This window comes from Streptococcus oralis, assembly GCF_016127915.1.
Classification (GTDB): Bacteria; Bacillota; Bacilli; order Lactobacillales; family Streptococcaceae; genus Streptococcus; species Streptococcus oralis_BO.
Window position 1 is genome coordinate 214331 of record NZ_CP066059.1, and the last position, 16785, is coordinate 231115.

12 protein-coding genes, 1 pseudogene and 1 riboswitch are annotated in these 16785 nt (G+C 39.0%); of the genes and pseudogenes, 3 read left to right on the plus strand and 10 right to left on the minus strand.

Features of this window, described 5'->3' with window-relative positions; translation table 11 throughout:
- Positions 1-94: 94 nt before the first annotated feature.
- Positions 95-607: a QueT transporter family protein gene (locus I6H78_RS01035; RefSeq protein WP_198459654.1), complete on the minus strand. Its 513-nt coding sequence runs from the start codon at positions 605-607 to the stop codon at positions 95-97.
- Positions 605-701: riboswitch (PreQ1 riboswitch) on the minus strand. Its footprint overlaps the gene before it by 3 nt.
- Positions 702-729: 28 nt before the next feature.
- Here I6H78_RS01035 and I6H78_RS01040 point away from each other — a divergent pair.
- Together I6H78_RS01040 and mscL are read left to right on the plus strand one after the other, a co-directional pair.
- Positions 730-1167, plus strand: coding sequence for a GtrA family protein (locus I6H78_RS01040; protein WP_198459655.1), 438 nt, complete (start codon positions 730-732; stop codon positions 1165-1167).
- A gap of 79 nt (positions 1168-1246) precedes the next feature.
- On the plus strand, positions 1247-1627 hold the full coding sequence (gene mscL, locus I6H78_RS01045; protein ID WP_033629813.1) for a large conductance mechanosensitive channel protein MscL: 381 nt from the start codon (positions 1247-1249) through the stop codon (positions 1625-1627).
- A gap of 41 nt (positions 1628-1668) precedes the next feature.
- On the opposite strand, the gene hemH is transcribed toward mscL, so the two are convergent.
- The 6 genes from hemH to pitA form a co-directional block, all read right to left on the minus strand.
- The gene (hemH, locus tag I6H78_RS01050; protein ID WP_198459656.1) at positions 1669-2763 is read right to left on the minus strand and encodes a ferrochelatase; all 1095 of its coding nucleotides are present in this window, start codon (positions 2761-2763) and stop codon (positions 1669-1671) included.
- Between the two features lie 77 nt (positions 2764-2840).
- Positions 2841-3713, minus strand: a complete 873-nt coding sequence (srtB, locus tag I6H78_RS01055) for a class B sortase (protein WP_198459657.1) — start codon at positions 3711-3713, stop codon at positions 2841-2843.
- Between the two features lie 75 nt (positions 3714-3788).
- The gene (srtB, locus tag I6H78_RS01060; RefSeq protein WP_198459658.1) at positions 3789-4790 is read right to left on the minus strand and encodes a class B sortase; all 1002 of its coding nucleotides are present in this window, start codon (positions 4788-4790) and stop codon (positions 3789-3791) included.
- 16 nt (positions 4791-4806) lie between these two features.
- The gene (locus I6H78_RS01065; RefSeq protein WP_269780146.1) at positions 4807-6072 is read right to left on the minus strand and encodes a DUF7601 domain-containing protein; all 1266 of its coding nucleotides are present in this window, start codon (positions 6070-6072) and stop codon (positions 4807-4809) included.
- Positions 6072-6623: a PI-2 pilus system signal peptidase SipA gene (sipA, locus tag I6H78_RS01070; protein WP_198459663.1), complete on the minus strand. Its 552-nt coding sequence runs from the start codon at positions 6621-6623 to the stop codon at positions 6072-6074. The genes I6H78_RS01065 and sipA overlap by 1 nt, the downstream gene beginning before the upstream one ends.
- Positions 6623-9214, minus strand: a complete 2592-nt coding sequence (gene pitA / locus I6H78_RS01075; RefSeq protein WP_198459666.1) for a PI-2 pilus tip adhesin PitA — start codon at positions 9212-9214, stop codon at positions 6623-6625. Before pitA ends, sipA begins: the two co-directional genes overlap by 1 nt.
- A 358-nt stretch (positions 9215-9572) precedes the next feature.
- Here pitA and pepT point away from each other — a divergent pair, with 358 nt between their 5' ends.
- The gene (gene pepT, locus I6H78_RS01080) at positions 9573-10796 is read left to right on the plus strand and encodes a peptidase T (protein ID WP_198459667.1); all 1224 of its coding nucleotides are present in this window, start codon (positions 9573-9575) and stop codon (positions 10794-10796) included.
- A gap of 36 nt (positions 10797-10832) precedes the next feature.
- On the opposite strand, the gene I6H78_RS01085 is transcribed toward pepT, so the two are convergent.
- The 3 genes and pseudogenes from I6H78_RS01085 to I6H78_RS01095 form a co-directional block, all read right to left on the minus strand.
- Positions 10833-13880, minus strand: a complete 3048-nt coding sequence (locus I6H78_RS01085) for a pneumococcal-type histidine triad protein (protein ID WP_269780147.1) — start codon at positions 13878-13880, stop codon at positions 10833-10835.
- A gap of 19 nt (positions 13881-13899) precedes the next feature.
- Positions 13900-14046 (minus strand): annotated as a pseudogene (locus tag I6H78_RS01090) (adhesion protein); the annotation flags it as partial.
- 224 nt (positions 14047-14270) lie between these two features.
- Positions 14271-16784: a pneumococcal-type histidine triad protein gene (locus tag I6H78_RS01095; protein ID WP_198459668.1), complete on the minus strand. Its 2514-nt coding sequence runs from the start codon at positions 16782-16784 to the stop codon at positions 14271-14273.
- Between the last annotated feature and the right edge of the window lies 1 nt (position 16785).

The window sequence follows — 16785 nt, forward strand, 5'->3', positions numbered from 1 at the left end:
GTATACTATAGTTCTATGTTCTTGTCAAGCGCTCTCTTTTAATTTTATGGAATGAAAAAAGCTAGATTTAGCAAGAATCCAGCTTATAAACTTCTTATTTTGTTAGATCGATTCGCTGTCCCAGTTTACCAATCAAAATCGCACCTACGATAAGTGATGCAAACTCACCAATTCCAGTAGAGAACCATGTGAAGAAGAAGGGAGCTTCTGTCAAGATATGGAGTTCAGCTGCAATGGTAATCATTGAAATGGAGAAGAGGATTGAAAAGAAGAAATGGTCTTTTCGAATCAATCCGTTAAAGAGGTAATCTTTGCTGTATTTTGCAAAAAGCCATACACCTAGACTAAGGAAAACTAAGGTAGAACCTCCACCAACAAAGACATCTATTGGCCCAAAACTACTAAATAAATTAGCAATCATACATCCAATTGTCACACCGATGATGTATTTAGGATTGTAGAATGCCAAGAAATTCAACATTTCTGAAATACGGAACTGATATGCCCCAAAACTAAGAACATTTATTGGTGGCGTAATAGTCAAAACTACATAGATCGCAGCAACGATAGCAATATCTGCCATGTCACGAACAGTTAATTTTTTCATGTTTTCTCCTTTAACGGTTTCCCGCGTAAAATATGCTTGGTGAAAGAAGCTAAGCACCAAGGGTTGAGATTATCAACCTTTCCAGTATAGCACATTAGCCAGCTTTATGCTATACTAAAATCATGAAAAAACTAATAAAAGCTTTCTTTGATAACGAGATTCTATCCTACCTATTTTTTGGTGGTGCTACTACTCTGGTTTCTATTGTTTCACGTTTGCTTATTTACCATATCAGCCACCAGGAAATCCTCGCTACTGCACTCGCAAATCTTATCGGGATTCTCTTTGCCTTTCTCACAAATGATACAATCGTCTTTAAACAAGAGAGAAGAAATTGGCCGACTCGCCTGGCTAAGTTTTTCTTAGCTCGTCTCTCTACTCTTGGTCTTGACATCCTTTTAACTTATATCTTTGTTACAACCTTTCCTGATCTTATTGGCCAGTTTGTTGAATTTAATATAGATAGGGTTAATACGATTGAAACTATCCTAGCACAAATTTTGATCATCATTTTAAACTATATTTTCAGTAAAATCTATATTTTTAAAGGGGGTAACTGACCACTTTGAGCGTTCAAGTTGCTTTTTGTCACATTTTAGGATATAATAAATTAGAAAATTAGGAAAGGAATTTATGAAAATGTTAAAGGATCTTAAAGAATTCTTGCTTCGTGGTAATGTCGTTGACCTTGCTGTCGGTGTGATCATTGCCTCTGCATTTGGTGCTATCGTTACTTCATTTGTTAATGATATCATCACTCCACTACTATTGAATCCAGCCTTGGAAGCTGCGCAAGTACAAAACATCGCTGAGCTTGCATGGAATGGTGTTACATATGGTAAATTCTTGAGCGCTGTTATCAACTTCCTTGTTGTGGGTACAGTTCTCTTCTTCGTTATCAAAGGTATTGAAAAAGCTCAAAACCTTCGTAAGAAAGAGGAAGTGGTTGAGGAAGCACCTGCTGCTCCAACTGAACTTGAAGTTCTTCAAGAAATCAAAGCTCTTCTTGAGAAAAAATAAAACAGATAAAGGATTTAGCTTAAAGCTAAATCCTTTTTTCTTTACTCTTTTGGTAACTTCCCAGCTTTTTCGAGCATTTTCTTAATTAAGTAAGGCATCTTGACATTTTCACGGCCTTTTTTCTCAATGAGCTTTTTGACAAATTCTGGCATCTGAAGGTCGTCTGTCTCCTCCATGATGTCCTTGGTAGTTGCCGAAGGCGCTAACTCATCGAAGGTTTCTTCTTCTGGGAGAAAAGCTTTAAATTCCTTGTTTTCGCTGTCTCGTACAGTAGCAACTAAAGCGTCAATTAAACGGCTATCCGTATTGGGCATAGGTGGACGATGGTAGGTGACACCTAATTCTTGACACAAATCATAACATTCCACATCATTATCAAACAAGACTTCGATGTGCTCACTGATAAAGCTAATCGGGACAAAAATATAATGCTCTGGATGTTGCTTTTGTTCTCGTAAATATTCTAAGACATCTGGCTTGATCCAAGGAATTCCAATATCGCTTTCGCTCTGCCAAGTATTGGTATACTGGTCGGCTGTTAGGCCGAGTTGTTCAGCAATTAGCTTGCTATTATCGAAAATCTGATTGATATAAGGATCTCCAAAGTCCAAGGCAAAAACGGGGACGCTATGGGCTGAAAAGATTACCTTGAAAGACTCTTCTCCCACATGGTTTCGTAAAATTTTGTTAATCTCATCTGTCCAGAAGTCCAGCAAATGCTGTTGTTGATACCAGTCCTTAATAACTAAAAATCGGATCTGCTGGCTTTCCAAAAACTTTTCATATCCCATGACTGAGTAAAAAGAATAATGAGGTTCCAAAATCAAGCAAATACATTCTTCAACACCATCAGTTTCCATCTGCTTGATCACGTCTGGGATAAAGGGGCGAGAAAATTTGTTGGCAAAGTAGATACCGTACTCCTCCCCTATACGTTCTCTTACTAAAGCAACTTCTTCCCTTGTAATCCGCTGCAAAGGCGTCCCACCGATACGGACATAGTTGTCATAGAGGATCTGAATTTCGTGGTCTTGGGGTCTAACTCCACGACGAATATTTGTAAAGAATTCTGCTACTCCTTCAAAACTAATCTCCTCTGGAGATCCAAAGGTCATCATTAATAGGGCTCTTTTCATGTTATCATCCTTATGATATTGTTTTCACTATCTATTCTATCATGAAAGAAAAAAATAGTAAACGCTTCCGCCGCCTACTATTTTTTTTGTTCTTTTGTTTTTCTATCTCGTCTCATGATTAGGATGATAACGACAAGGAGTAAGACGACGATAATCAGGAGAAGAAAGGCAAGGATATAAATCCAATGCGTTGGAATTCCTTGGTCAAAATAGCGCGTCCCTACTGCTTCTCCACTTTTATCCTGGGATGCTTTTACTGGTGCATCCGTTATTTTAGCTAAGAGGATATGTCGTCCGTTTGTAATGTTAAGGAAACAGGTGCTTAACAAAACAATCTTGTCTGTTGAGGTCAAGGAAACATCTCGCTTGTACTTGGCTTTACTTAGCAGATATTGATAGTAGGCCTGGTGTTCCTCATCGTTAGAACTCAAAGTCCGGTAAATCTCCGTGTCATAGGCATCCACTTCTAAAATCCCAAAAATCTCAAGACCACGTTCTCGACCATTGTAGTAGATAGAGCCATAGCGATGATTTTCAAAAAAATCTTGATTCGCAAATTTTTGAATCTCCCCAAACATAGCTCCAGAAGCCATGGAGTGACCATAAATGATGGTGTTAAAGTCAGTAAAGTTTGGGTTAAAACGATAGTCTAGGAATATAGAGCCTGACACAGTATAATCACCAAAAGCATTGCGGTCAAGGTATTTGACATTGTCCTGACTCTGCAAGAGGGGATAGTCTACCTTGGTCCCATCGAGGCTAATCCAACCACAGACATCCTTGTTGAGGTGCTGCAAGGTTTCAAAGCCCGTACTGCTGGCATCCTTTTCAATGGGATTGTAATGATCATAGTCGCTCGCAAGAGCTCTATCAGCTGTAAAAAGACAGAAAAAAGCTAGAAAGAGGGATAGAATGACCTTTATGGCTTTGCGACTTGTACTTGTTTTCATATTTCCTTCTTTCTCCTTTCTAGCCTTGAAAATAAAAGAGCAAGAGAGGCTGTCCCTTTCTCTTTTATTGGTAGTTTAGTCAGTAATGGTATCTGCTCCTTCTTCCTTTTCTTCTCTTCTACGACGCAAGATCAAGTAGAGGATGATGAGCAAGAAGATCAATAGCAAGAGCAAGATAAACAAGATGATGCACCATATCCACAAAGGAATCGATGAGAGAAATCGTCCGAGCGACGAATCATCAAAGACACTGTAAGGGAATGGTTTTGATTTTTTCGTATGGAAGGTGTTCTTTGGAACTGTATCTGTAATCTTGGCAACTACGATATGTCTCCCATTTGTTACGTCTAGGAAACAGGTACTGAGAAGAATGATATGGTCATTTGGCCCCAGTGTAATATCTCGTTTGTGGATGGCAACCGAGAGTAAGTGATCGATATATTCTTGGCGCCGACCATCTCCATTAATACCTGGATCGTAGATGTTAAAGTCATAGGCGTCCACCTCGAGCATCTCAAAGATCTCAAGACCTTTTTCAACGCCATTATAGTAAATACTACCGTAGCGATGCTGGTCAAAAAATTCCTTATCAGAAAACTTTGCTACATCTCCAAACATAACCCCATTTTCTACATGGTGTCCGTAGATGATGGTATTAAAGTCTTCGAACTTGGATTCATTTCGAGCCTCAAGGAAAATAGCTCCTGTAGCTGCAAATTCTCCTTTTGAGTCCTTGTTCAGGTACTTTTCATTGTCTTTGGCTTGAACTAAGGGATAGTCGATATTGGTGCCATAGACATTGATCCAACCGAGAACCTCTGGATTGACTTGCTGTAGTTTATGAAAGCCAGAAAAACTAGCAAGCTCATCCTTCTCAGTAGTACTCACTGGTTTATAGGCCTCATACTCACTTGATGAAGCCTGAGAATAGACCTGATTGGCATCCCAAAGGGCGTAGAAACCAAAGAGAAAGACTAAAGCTGCCAAGAGGAGCAGGATATGATTCATCAATGCATCTACAGCAAGGACCAGACGCCTAGACAAACTCCTTTTTGGTTTCTCACGCTTGATTTTCATCGGTCAAACCACTTGCTTAAGCTTGTCTGCGTTTTTTAGACAAAACAACAAATCCAGCCAAACCAAGACCAATCATCAAAATGAAAGGAAGGTTGTCAATCAAGAGACCAGTAGGGGTAACGTCTGGTAAGCTATTTGTGATAGTGTTATCGTTTGTTTTTTCACCAACAAGAATGCTGTTTTGAGTGAAATCAACTGAAACTGTACCCGGTTGATTTTTAGATAATCCATTTTCCCAATATACAGCTGAAGCTGTGTAACCTTGAGATCCGGTTTCAACCAATTTATAACGAGTACCTGCTGGGATTGTATCAAACACTAAGGATTGATCGTGGTGTAGTTTAATTATTGTTTCTTTTCCATATTCGAAAGTTTTAGAATCATTACCAATCTTTCCTACAATGGAAGTTTTATCTTCTGTAGATGCTTTTGTGAAAGTAAGCTTGAAAGTGAAGTCTTTCGTTTTATCTGCAGTCGCTCCAGACACAACTTTTTTAATTACTAATGATTTAGCATTAGGATCGTATTTCCCAAGGTGAGGATCATTAGGGTGTGGATCGTTAGGATCTGTTATCTTACCAGCATTTTTACGATAGATATTTGTAAACAAATCATATTTAAACATAGTCCCTTTTTCAGATGGCTTCACTTTAGCAGTAGATCCTGTTGTATCTTGTTTAAAATATACAGAAGATATATACACACCAGTCGTTGATTTATTTTTTACAATAACGTGCATTTCATAGCTACTGTTATCATATGTCATTGAGTCAATTGCAACATCACCTTTTTGCATTGCTGTCCAACCATCATTTTGTTTTTCAGCTACAGTGTAAACATATTCTCCAGCGTGAGTGTAGGTTACATTTGCAAAAATATTTCCAGTGTTTTTCTTAATACTTGTTTCACCAGATACCAAAGTATCTGTTCCTGAATAGGATACTGTTTTATCTGCTATTTGACCGTTTGAGACAGTGACTGTTTCATATGGTACTCCGTTATTCAAGTTACCGCTTTTAGGTGTGAAAGTAAAGGTGAAGCGAGCTAGTGGTGTAGTGATTCCTTCTGCAATATTCAATACCTTGTTAATGGATACTTGTGCACTTGTTTCACCATTGGACATTGCGGTTGCATCAGAGTTTTCATCCGCAAATGTTGGTACTCCTCTCAAGACCGACAAGGCGGTTACAGCTGCAATACTTGCAGTAACTAATTTTTTCAAAAATGTTTTTTTCATGATTATTCCTTTTATTTTTAAATTTCTTTTTTCATAAATTGTCATCAAAAGCCCCGTCGCCTTAGGACTGTTACCACCTTGCCATGGGTATCCTGTATAGGAATGGTTCCAAAAGCACGGCTATCTACAGCCGTTGTTCGATTGTCTCCGAGGACAAATAGTTGTCCTGCTGGGACTTTCATCGGGAAGGTAGCCCCTTCCATATAGAGCAGCGTTTCTTTGTAGATATCCTGCTCTTGTTGAGGAGAACCGTTGATGATGAGACCATTTTCGTTTATATCGATCGTACTTCCTTCGGTTGCAATGACACGCGCCACTCTTTCCTTACCCTTATAACTATAGACGAGCAGATCACCAATCGAATAACGTTTATCCAACCTATAGTAGACAACCAAGTCGCCATCTTTTAAGGCTGGCTTCATGCCATCGTCATTGTATCTCAATAGTCCAAAGACAAAAAAGTAAAGTGTGGCCAGTACAACCCCAACCATCAGAAGCTTACTGACTAAGTAGAGGATATCTCCCCATACACTCGGCGGAGACTTATCCCGATTGACTTGTGTTACTGTTTCCTTGTATTTCTTTTTAAGTAGCATTATTTTCTCCTATGTACCACTAGATAGCCGAGTAGGATTGTAAAGAAGATACCCCCTAGAGGAAGGATTATTCCTAACACGAGTGTACTGCTGAGGAAGTCAACTCCGGTTTCAGGTACATTATTCTTATTATTCGTGACTGTCGCGGACTTATCCCCATCCAGTTTGCCTTCTTGATTTTCATAAGATACCTGATATCCACGAGAAGAGTTTGATTCCTCTTCAATAGTGTAGTGACTATCGAGTGGAAGTCCATCAATTTTTATGGTTTGATCTTTGTTTAGATCTATAGACGCTCGACCATTCGTAAATTGCAGAGGGGTTCTTTTATTATTCACCGTTGCATTATAGGTTCCATTCAATGGACTGTTCTGAGCATCCCTGATGTTAATGGTAATCTTGAAGGATTTTAATAGATTGGCAAATACACCTGTAACCTTTTTTGTAACGGATAAACTTGGAAGCCTGTGATTCGTGACAGTGCTGGTCTCGTCTTTATTCAGATCGCCCTCTTGATTCTCATATGTAACGTGGTAACCATTCGTTGATGCCGCTTCTTCTTCAACCTTGTAATGGGTTCCCCGAGGAAGATAGCTTAGAATACCTTTCCAACGCTTTCGTTTTTCGACACGGATCTCCGCTTCTCCATTCACAACAGTTATCTCGCCAAAAGTTCCATTCAATGGCGTAGAATCAGGAGAGGTTAGTTTTACCTTAATCCTAAACTCTTTGTTCAAGTTACTTTCAGCTTCCAACACTTTCTTAATCGTCAGACTTGGCAATTGTTTATAGATTACCTTAAAGGATGGTTTAGTTTCTGTACCAACATTTTTTATTTCTTTGGTAAAGGCTGGGACGTCCGGTGCAATTAAATCGTATTGATATCCTTTGGCAACTTTTTCAAAGTTCCTCGTTTCATTAAATACGTTTTTACTGACATTCACATTGGTCTTTCGATAGTCTTGATTATCAGAACCACCGTTCTTGTTCTTTTGAACCAGTTTCAGATCAACATCAGTTGGTTGGTTAGCTGTTATAACAGTATTCTTACCCGTCACACCTTGCCATTCAACTTCCACTGGTACCGTTAATGGATCTGAAGGCTTAAAGGTTGGGTTGTCAGAGTATTCTTTGGTCTTGGTTTGAGAGGTGCCTATTCCATAGGAATAGGTGACACTGGCACCTTTATTGGAGTAGAGTTTATTGACATCAGAACCCTCAGCATCACCAGCCTCTATCTTCTTATCACCAGCAATAGCATCTAAGGCATCTTGACTAGATGTAACAGTAAATTTAAGGACATATCTAGCTCCATCTTCTAAGGAATAATTCGGAGAAAATTTAGCCGTAACTTCCACTAATCCTTCTGACGTTGTCTTGGAATCAAAAGTTACTTGATTTTCGGTTAATGTTTCACTACTACCAGCCTTTTCTTTCACTACACGAAACTCTGACGATCCGTTTGGTAATAGCTGGACATACTTAGAAAGAACATCCTTGATAGTCACGTGGTGGACTCCCAGTGGCAGAATCTTATCAGTGATATCTTTGAAACTGTCTTGTAACTGGTCCTCATCATTTGCAGAGAATATTTCATTTGGAATGGAGGCATTATGTTGCCTCATATAATATTGCAGACTGGTAATACTGTCGACATTGTTTGAATAACGAAATTTAATCGAATAGAAACCATCAAGTGTTGGAGCCAAGCTATATGATAGACTATTTAGATTATTATTTAATCTATCCCAAAACCACTGGGGAGCTGTTTCGATATTAGGATCCTCGTTATTGTAGTTATATATAGTGTAACCATTGGCATCGTAGACCATATTCGCAAAGCCATCTGAAAGCAAAATAACGACTTTCTTAGCATTAGATCTTGCACTTCCCATTAACTGGTTGGCCAAGGTTAATCCAGCCCCAATATTGGTCCCGGTACCAATACCTGACTCAGTACCAATGGAATTACCTCCTGCAATACTCATGTTGTATACCGCTGTTTTAGCAGCACGAGCATTGTTACTCCATCCTAAAATCGTGTTAGCATCATCCCATGGTGAAACGCCATCATAGTATTTTGTCATCCGTTCATAGGGCCAGTATGGTCTAAAAAATCTCCATTTATTTCCATCCCAATACTGATCATTCTTTTTATTGTCAATTTTCCCACCAAATCCTACCATAGATAAGCGGTTATTGGAATTGGATAGAATAGTATCAATTAAGCCTTTACGACCATTTGTTCCTCTTAGAGTATTTTTCAATGCGTCAATCCGACTGATCGTCCGTCCATCAAAAGATTGGACATCCTGATTCTGCATACTTCCTGAGAGGTCTGCTACTAAAACAACATCCAAGGGATCCGTTTGGGTCTCCGTTCCCAGTTTGGACGTGATATCCAATGACAACTCATACTTGTCATCCTGTCCTGATATCGGAGTAATTGTTTTATGAAGGGTTGTCTGAGGTTCTGTAGTAGAATCAGCATTTAACAGACTTATCGGAGCACACAAAAAGAGAATAGCTAACAGTGTAACTAAACGGCGCGCAATAATTTGAACTTTCTTAAAATCGAAGCGAATGTTCATTTTATTCTCCTTAACTAGAATGTACTAATATTGTTACTATATCAATCTAGGACATTTACAAGATAATTGTACAATAAAGTTCACGCAGTGTCAATTAATATAGTTAATTTTATATTATGTTAATTAATAAAAGAGTATGATTCTTCTTTGTCTTTCAAACTATTCTATGGTAAAATGAAAAAAGAATAAAAAAATCTCATAAAATATCAATGCATATATTTTATTCTAAAATATCCAAGATTTTATTTGAAAGTCTAATGAATTTGAATTATTATATTTTTTCAAAATTCATGAAATTTTCATAATCGGGCTTTTTTCGAAGTTTGCATTCTATTTTATGATTGTTAAAGGAGTTTTTATGACTTATCCGAACCTTTTAGATCGTTTTTTGACCTACGTTAAGGTTAATACGCGTTCTGATGAACACTCTACTACTACTCCAAGTACGCAAAGTCAGGTAGATTTTGCGACCAATGTTCTTATTCCCGAAATGAAACGTGTCGGTCTGCAAAATGTTTACTACCTTCCAAATGGTTTTGCTATTGGGACCTTACCAGCAAACGCTCCAAACTTGACACGCAAAATTGGCTTCATCTCCCACATGGACACAGCTGACTTTAATGCTGAGGGAGTTAGTCCGCAAGTCATCGAAAATTACGATGGTGGAGTTATCGACTTGGGTGATTCTGGATTTAAACTCGATCCTGCTGATTTCAAGAGTCTGGAGAAATATCCAGGCCAAACACTCATCACAACCGATGGCACGACCTTGCTAGGTGCTGATGACAAGTCTGGGATTGCTGAAATTATGACTGCTATCGAATACCTGACTGCTCATCCCGAAATCAAACACTGTGAGATTCGAGTTGGTTTTGGTCCAGATGAAGAAATCGGTATTGGTGCCAATAAATTTGATGCAGAAGATTTTGACGTTGACTTTGCCTATACTGTTGATGGTGGCCCACTAGGTGAACTTCAGTACGAGACTTTTTCAGCCGCTGCTGCTGAGCTTCATTTCCAAGGGCGCAATGTCCACCCTGGTACTGCAAAAGGTCAGATGGTTAATGCTCTACAGTTAGCAATTGATTTTCATAATCAACTGCCAGAGAACGACCGACCAGAGCTTACAGACGGTTACCAAGGTTTCTATCATCTTATGGATGTGTCAGGTAGTGTCGAGGAGGCGCGTGCAAGCTACATCATCCGTGACTTTGAAAAGGATGCCTTTGAAGCGCGTAAAGCAGCTATGCAAGCCATCGCAGACAAGATGAATCAAGAGATTGGGAATGATCGCGTGACCTTAACTCTGACAGACCAGTACTACAATATGAAGGAAGTCATTGAGAAAGACATGACACCTATTACTATTGCTAAGGCTGTTATGGAAGATTTAGGTATCACGCCTATTATCGAACCAATTCGTGGTGGAACAGATGGCTCTAAGATTTCCTTTATGGGCATTCCAACTCCAAATATCTTTGCTGGTGGTGAAAACATGCATGGACGTTTTGAATACGTCAGCCTTCAGACTATGGAGCGTGCGGTGGATACCATCATTGGCATTGTATCTTATAAAGACTAAAAAAGACGAGGTAGCTCAGCTACTTCGCCTTTCTTTTTATTCATTTTGTTGAGCACTTGGCTCAGACTCACTTTGCGCTTGCTTTTCTGTTGGTTGAGAAGCAGCTGTTTCACTGTCTTTCTCAGACTTAGATTGGCTATCAGTTTCACCTGCTTTTGAACGAAGTTCCTGGTTCAAGCTAATGATTTCTTTAGCTAGAGTGAGGAGACCTTCTTTATCACTGCTTTTGGCTGCAAGTTGATCAAAAAGGGCATCGACACGTTCAAAGTCAGCTTCGGATCCTTTGTTATCCTCTAAGTACTTGTGAAGAGAGAGCAAGACATTATAGAGTTTTTGGTAGATGATCACCGTTTGTGGATCTTGTTCTGCTTCTTTTTTCTCTCGTTGGATAGTCGCTGCAATACGATTTAAAAGATCCTCAAGTTGTGTTTTAGCTTCGTCAAGGTCTGCATTTTCCTTTTCAGTAGCCGCTTTGATATTAGCTGCTTCTTCATCTAGGGATTGTTTGACACCATCTTCTTTGACACGTGCTAGGAGTTGAGCAGCTTTAGTTAGGAGAGCATCCACTTCTTCCTTCTTAACATGGCTAACCCGCTCTTCTGGCATAAAATCACCATAGAGTTCTTTTAGGAATTCATAGATGGCGGTCTTAGCAGTTTGACTATCTACTTTTTCCGTATCTAGAATAGTCTTACCAGCTTTTGTAGAAACGGGTTCTTCTTTGAGAGCTTCTTCTACTTCTAGCTTAGTTTGGTAAATAGTTGGGAATAGCTTGTTCAAGTCGGTTGCTTTGAGGAAAGATTGTGACTGGTAAAGTTCCCATGTCAACTGGGCAACACGGTTCCGAAGTTCTTCTCTCAAACGACCATCAGACACATGTTCATAGAAATACTTGATGTACTCTACTGTTGTAACCCCTGTTCGATCTCGGAAATCTTGCAAGGCCTGCAGTTTTGCTTCAATGGCAGCCAACTCTGTCTCATCTTGTGCTAGTTTTGCTTCTTGCAAATGTACCAAAAGATCTTTCTTAGGCAAGCCATAAGTATCTGTATCCAGTGTATTGATCTTATCTACTAGAACTTGATACTTCTTATCTAAAGGTGAAGTTTCAACTGGTGCCACACTTTGATCCACATGGATATATTGCTTGTCAAAGAGATCCAAGGCTGCTAGGTATCCAGCAGTTGAGTTTGTTGCCAGTTTTTTCATATTTTCGGTGAACTGCCCCAAAGCAAGTTCAACACGTCTCTGCATGATTGGCTGGTCTTTGTAAATATTTCTGCTATCTGCTAACAGTTGATCCACTTTAGATAGAACAGTTCGTTCATCAAAAGCCCCAGGTTGATAGGCTGATTGCAGGGCCGGAATCTTATTTTTCAAAGCCACTTCATAGCCCTTGGTTTGAACCTTGATGTAGTGATTGTGGTCGCCGTGAGGAATCACAAAACTACCATTTTCTACTTGCAAACTATAAGGAGACACCCCATCACGTAGGGCAGTCGTATAAAGTTCATTTAGGAAATCCAGTTCTGGGTTTCCAGTTTGGAGAGGAATACGAACATGTTCTTTTCGAACAGCATAGGGATGGATATGGGTTGGATCATAGGCTTGATCCGGATTTCCAAAGACAAAGAATCCATTTGAAATGCGAATCGCTTCGAGCGGTACTCCGTAGGTCTGTGAGATATACTTGATTTTTTCTTCATCGCTAGCATCTCTTGAGAAACTTTCCACAGTCTTTGCAAGTGGTTGAACGTGCTGCGACTGATGATTTTCTTTCAAGTGATCTTGGGCAGCTTTGATTTGGGCTGCAGTCAAGTCCTTCTTAAAGAAATAATGAGCGTGATCTCCATGAGAAACTACAAACCCTTGCTCATCTTCACTAATAACACGGTCAGCTGCAAAACCATAATCATGTTCTTCACCGTGGTGATGGTCATGATCCTCTCCATCATGGTCATGATCTTCATGGTTGATATCCTGACTTCCATGGTTACCATATTGGTCATGAGGATGATCTGGTTGAGCTGGATGTTCTGCTGGTTTGCTTGGATTTTCCAAAGGTGTTGGCTTCCCACTGTCGCTAGATAAAGGAATCATACGCGCAATCTTTTCTTCCAAGGCAGAAAGTTTTGTATATGGGATGAAATGATAGTGATTTCCGTGAGGAATCGCCACGCCACTCGGCGTTCTACTTGAAATCTTAGCAGGATCAAAAATCAAGCCATCTGATTCAGCATAACGTTGACTCCTTGGAAGAGCATAGAGTTGCTGCAACAGACTCTGTAAGCTCTCTTCTGGATTACTTGGTCTTTCAGCTTCTTGACTCGGATTGCTAGTTTGACTAGTTGTGTTTGGACTCGGACGATAGTCAGTCACACTTGCTTGTTTTCTAGTTCCAGAGAGGTAGGCTTGGGCAGCAGCTAATTCGCTAGCAGACAAGGAGCTCTTTGGAATGTAGTGGTAATGTCCACCATGAGGGACAATATAGGCATCTCCAGTATCCTCTATAATATCAGACGGATTAAAGATGTAGCCATCATCTGTAGTATAACGACCTTGAGATTGCGCAAGCGCCACTGCACTGTTAGAAGTTGGTGCATCGTGAGTATGACCTTGTTTTTGGCGCTCAATTTCGTCCTTCGTACGAATGTTATCAGCATGAGCCGCATCTTTAAGGTAGACATAATACTTACCATCCACCTTGATAATGTAGCCACCTTTGATTTCATTGACAATATCAGCGTCTTTCAGTTGATAATTGACATCTTTCATCAACAGTTCTTCGCTGAAAATCGCGTCAAAAGGAACTTTACCATTGTAATAATGGAAATGATCACCGTGTGAAGTCACATAACCTTGATCGGTAATTTTCACAACAATTTGTTCAGCCTGAATATCTTCTTTTTTGTTAACTTGATCTGGTGTCTGGGTCTCTGTTTTTTGAGAATCTTGCTTCCCGTCGACATAAGACACACGGTTATTATCTTTGTTTCCTTCTACCTGGTGTTGGTTCAATGCATAGATGCAAAGGCTTAGGGAAAGGACAAGAGCCAATCCTGCTGCAAGGTATTTCTTCTTCATTTTTATCATCTCCTCATTATACTTCCTTAACCATAGCGTAGATAGGATAGAAACTGGTCACAATTTTCATCCCTTTACCTGTCTGACTTTCCTTTTGACCACAAGCAGCTAATACTAGAACCAATACACTGATCATCAATACTAAAATCGTTCTCTTTTTCACCATAACTCCTTAACTAGTGTTTAACCATTTAATTAACTAGTAAATAGTTTATCTTTTTTTATTTAATAAGTCAAGATTTTAATCGTCAAAAATTAAATCACTGTTTAGGACTCTTTGATTCATTTTTTAAGACAGTAAACCCCAGCTTTTTTAATAAAGAAAAGGACATTATTCTATCAAAAATAGAACAATATCCTTTCGAATAGATTATAACTAATAAAAATCTTTTAAGGTTTTATTGGTTTTAGTGTCTTAATGTCATACATCACTAATTCACCGTTTTTATTGTAAAACTGAACCCCATCTGGTTGAAAGATTAGAAACTTAGGATCGATTTGGGCAATTTTCGCTAACTTTTCTATATGTTCATTTAAAGTTACTTTATCTAACCCATAGTCTGGTAAATCATCATCATTTTCTTCTTTGGAAATTTCTTTATTTTCTGAAGGAATTTCGTTGTTTGTACCAGTCTCATTCTCCCCTATATTTTTCTTCGGTTGCTCCTCAGTTTTATCTACAGTAGTCTTATTCTTATCACTATTTTCAGTATTGTTTGAATCAGGTTTTAATTCTTCATTAGGATGTGTAGACGTTTCAGTTTTAGATTCCTTTTCTTTCATTCTTTTGGCTATTAAGTCCTGCGCTTGTTTCCATTCTACTTCTGATAAGTCGGATTTAGTGATACTTCTCAATGAACCACCTCCAGCTCTTGGAATACTAAATGATTTGTCTTCCCATACAAAAGTTTCTTTTGCCAATACATCTTTCGGATCAAAAATATAACCATCTGGAGTTGCAAATCGACCTTCTGCTAGAGCTTTCTGAACTTCTTCAGCAGAATGGATAATTTGCCAATTCTGCATTCCAGCGCGTTTTTCAAGAGGAGTCACATTAGCGATAACGGAACCTGAGTCCTCGTGACCCGGCTTAGACCAAACTTCAGGACGAACCTCAGGGTGTTGCATGACATATTTAATAGTCGCAATTTGATCAGGCTCTAACCATGAGTAAGGAACAACATGAATATGATCAATGTGTGGAATAATGAATGAACTTCCAGTATCATAGGTAGTATTCGCTGCATGCATCGGCAAACTTGAGACATCTACAGCTAATCTTGGTTTGATCCCTGTGTCTACTATATCATAACGATAATGATCTCGATCCTTAAGCATGAGTTCTTGTTCAGAAAAAGCAATTTGAGTAAGATCAAGTTCATCTCGAGAGTAGAAGTATTCTTTTCCGTTCTCTTTAAGAACATAGCCTACTTTACCATCTTTAGTCACTTTACCAGTCACTTTTTTTGAATCAAATTTTGGTTTTTCTTTGTTATCCATATTCTCTGAAGGAATAACACTCTCATTAGGTTGGCCTTTTTCCTTCATCCACTTGCTAACTTCATCTAATTCGAACTGTTCTAACTCTCCAAATCCCACATAATGGAAATGATTTCCATGTCTCGCTATAATGCCTGATTTATCAACTGAATAGATAGAATCTTTACTGAATACATATCCATCACTAGTATCGTATGGTTTGCCATCCAGACCTTTACCATAAGCCTTAATTGAATTTCCTAAAAATGTATGCTCAACTGTACTGTTTGTTGACTTTTGAGTATTTACTGGCCTGTTGTTTCCGTTATTTTGTCCTTTTACAGAAATCATTCTCGCAATCTTCTGCTCTAAGTCAGACATTTGAGAATAAGGGATGAAGTGATAATGATCTCCGTGTGGCACTGCAACACCATTCGCAGTTTTTCTTGTAATCTGCGCTGGATCAAAGACAAGTCCATCTGATTCCACGTGTCGTTGACTGAGCGGCAAGGCATAAAGTTGTTTCAAGAGACTAGATACATCTTCACTTGGACTTGCTTGATAACTATTATCCACTTGTGAGCTAACACTTGGAGCCCATCCTCTAATATTTGTCTCAACTTTACTATGATTTATTTGTCCATATGAACTACTATTCGATGCCTCTGATGAGCTACTAGAAGAATTTGTAGACGGACGATAGCCAACTGAGCTTGTTTGGCCACCTTTACCAGATAAGAAGGCTCGAGCAGCAGCTAATTCACTGGCAGACAAGTCACTCTTAGGAATATAGTGGAAGTGATTACCATGAGGAACGATATAAGCATCGCCCGTATCTTCGATGATATCAGATGCATTAAAGATATAACCATCATCTGTTGTATAGCGTCCTTGAGCTCTGGCTACAACTACTGCCTGATCGTTAGAACCTCCTCCGTGATTATTACTATGTTCTTGCTTCTGACGAGTGATTTCTTCTTTTGTTCGAATATTATCCGCATGAGCCGCATCTTTCAGGTAAACATAGTATTTCCCGTCTACCTTAATCACATAACCACCCTTGATTTCATTGACAATATCTGAATCTTTCAACTGATAATTCGGATCTTTCATCAGCAACTCTTCACTGATGATAGCATCATAAGGAACCTTCCCATTGTAATAATGATAGTGGTCACCGTGTGAAGTGACATAGCCTTGATCAGTAATTTTGATGACAATCTGCTCAGCATTTATACCTTCTTTTTTACTGACTTCATCAGGTGTCAAAGTCTCTGCCTTTTGACTCGGTTGTTTACCATCTATATAGGAAACACGATTATTTTCCTTGACTGTTCTAGCTTGATACAGTCCCAACTCGTAAGAACAAACACTTAAAATTAAAGCTGCCGCAGAACCTGCTAGATATTTTTTATTGATTTTCATA

What these genes read in the sequence shown, in the direction of transcription:
- hemH (WP_198459656.1), bottom strand. Translation starts at nt 2,763, where the DNA reads ATGAAAAGAGCCCTATTAATGATGACCTTTGGATCTCCAGAGGAGATT.
- srtB (WP_198459657.1), bottom strand. Translation starts at nt 3,713, where the DNA reads ATGAAAACAAGTACAAGTCGCAAAGCCATAAAGGTCATTCTATCCCTC.
- I6H78_RS01095 (WP_198459668.1), bottom strand. Translation starts at nt 16,784, where the DNA reads ATGAAAATCAATAAAAAATATCTAGCAGGTTCTGCGGCAGCTTTAATT.
- pitA (WP_198459666.1), bottom strand. Translation starts at nt 9,214, where the DNA reads ATGAACATTCGCTTCGATTTTAAGAAAGTTCAAATTATTGCGCGCCGT.
- sipA (WP_198459663.1), bottom strand. Translation starts at nt 6,623, where the DNA reads ATGCTACTTAAAAAGAAATACAAGGAAACAGTAACACAAGTCAATCGG.
- mscL (WP_033629813.1), top strand. Translation starts at nt 1,247, where the DNA reads ATGTTAAAGGATCTTAAAGAATTCTTGCTTCGTGGTAATGTCGTTGAC.
- I6H78_RS01065 (WP_269780146.1), bottom strand. Translation starts at nt 6,072, where the DNA reads ATGACAATTTATGAAAAAAGAAATTTAAAAATAAAAGGAATAATCATG.
- I6H78_RS01035 (WP_198459654.1), bottom strand. Translation starts at nt 607, where the DNA reads ATGAAAAAATTAACTGTTCGTGACATGGCAGATATTGCTATCGTTGCT.
- I6H78_RS01085 (WP_269780147.1), bottom strand. Translation starts at nt 13,880, where the DNA reads ATGAAGAAGAAATACCTTGCAGCAGGATTGGCTCTTGTCCTTTCCCTA.
- I6H78_RS01040 (WP_198459655.1), top strand. Translation starts at nt 730, where the DNA reads ATGAAAAAACTAATAAAAGCTTTCTTTGATAACGAGATTCTATCCTAC.
- srtB (WP_198459658.1), bottom strand. Translation starts at nt 4,790, where the DNA reads ATGAAAATCAAGCGTGAGAAACCAAAAAGGAGTTTGTCTAGGCGTCTG.
- pepT (WP_198459667.1), top strand. Translation starts at nt 9,573, where the DNA reads ATGACTTATCCGAACCTTTTAGATCGTTTTTTGACCTACGTTAAGGTT.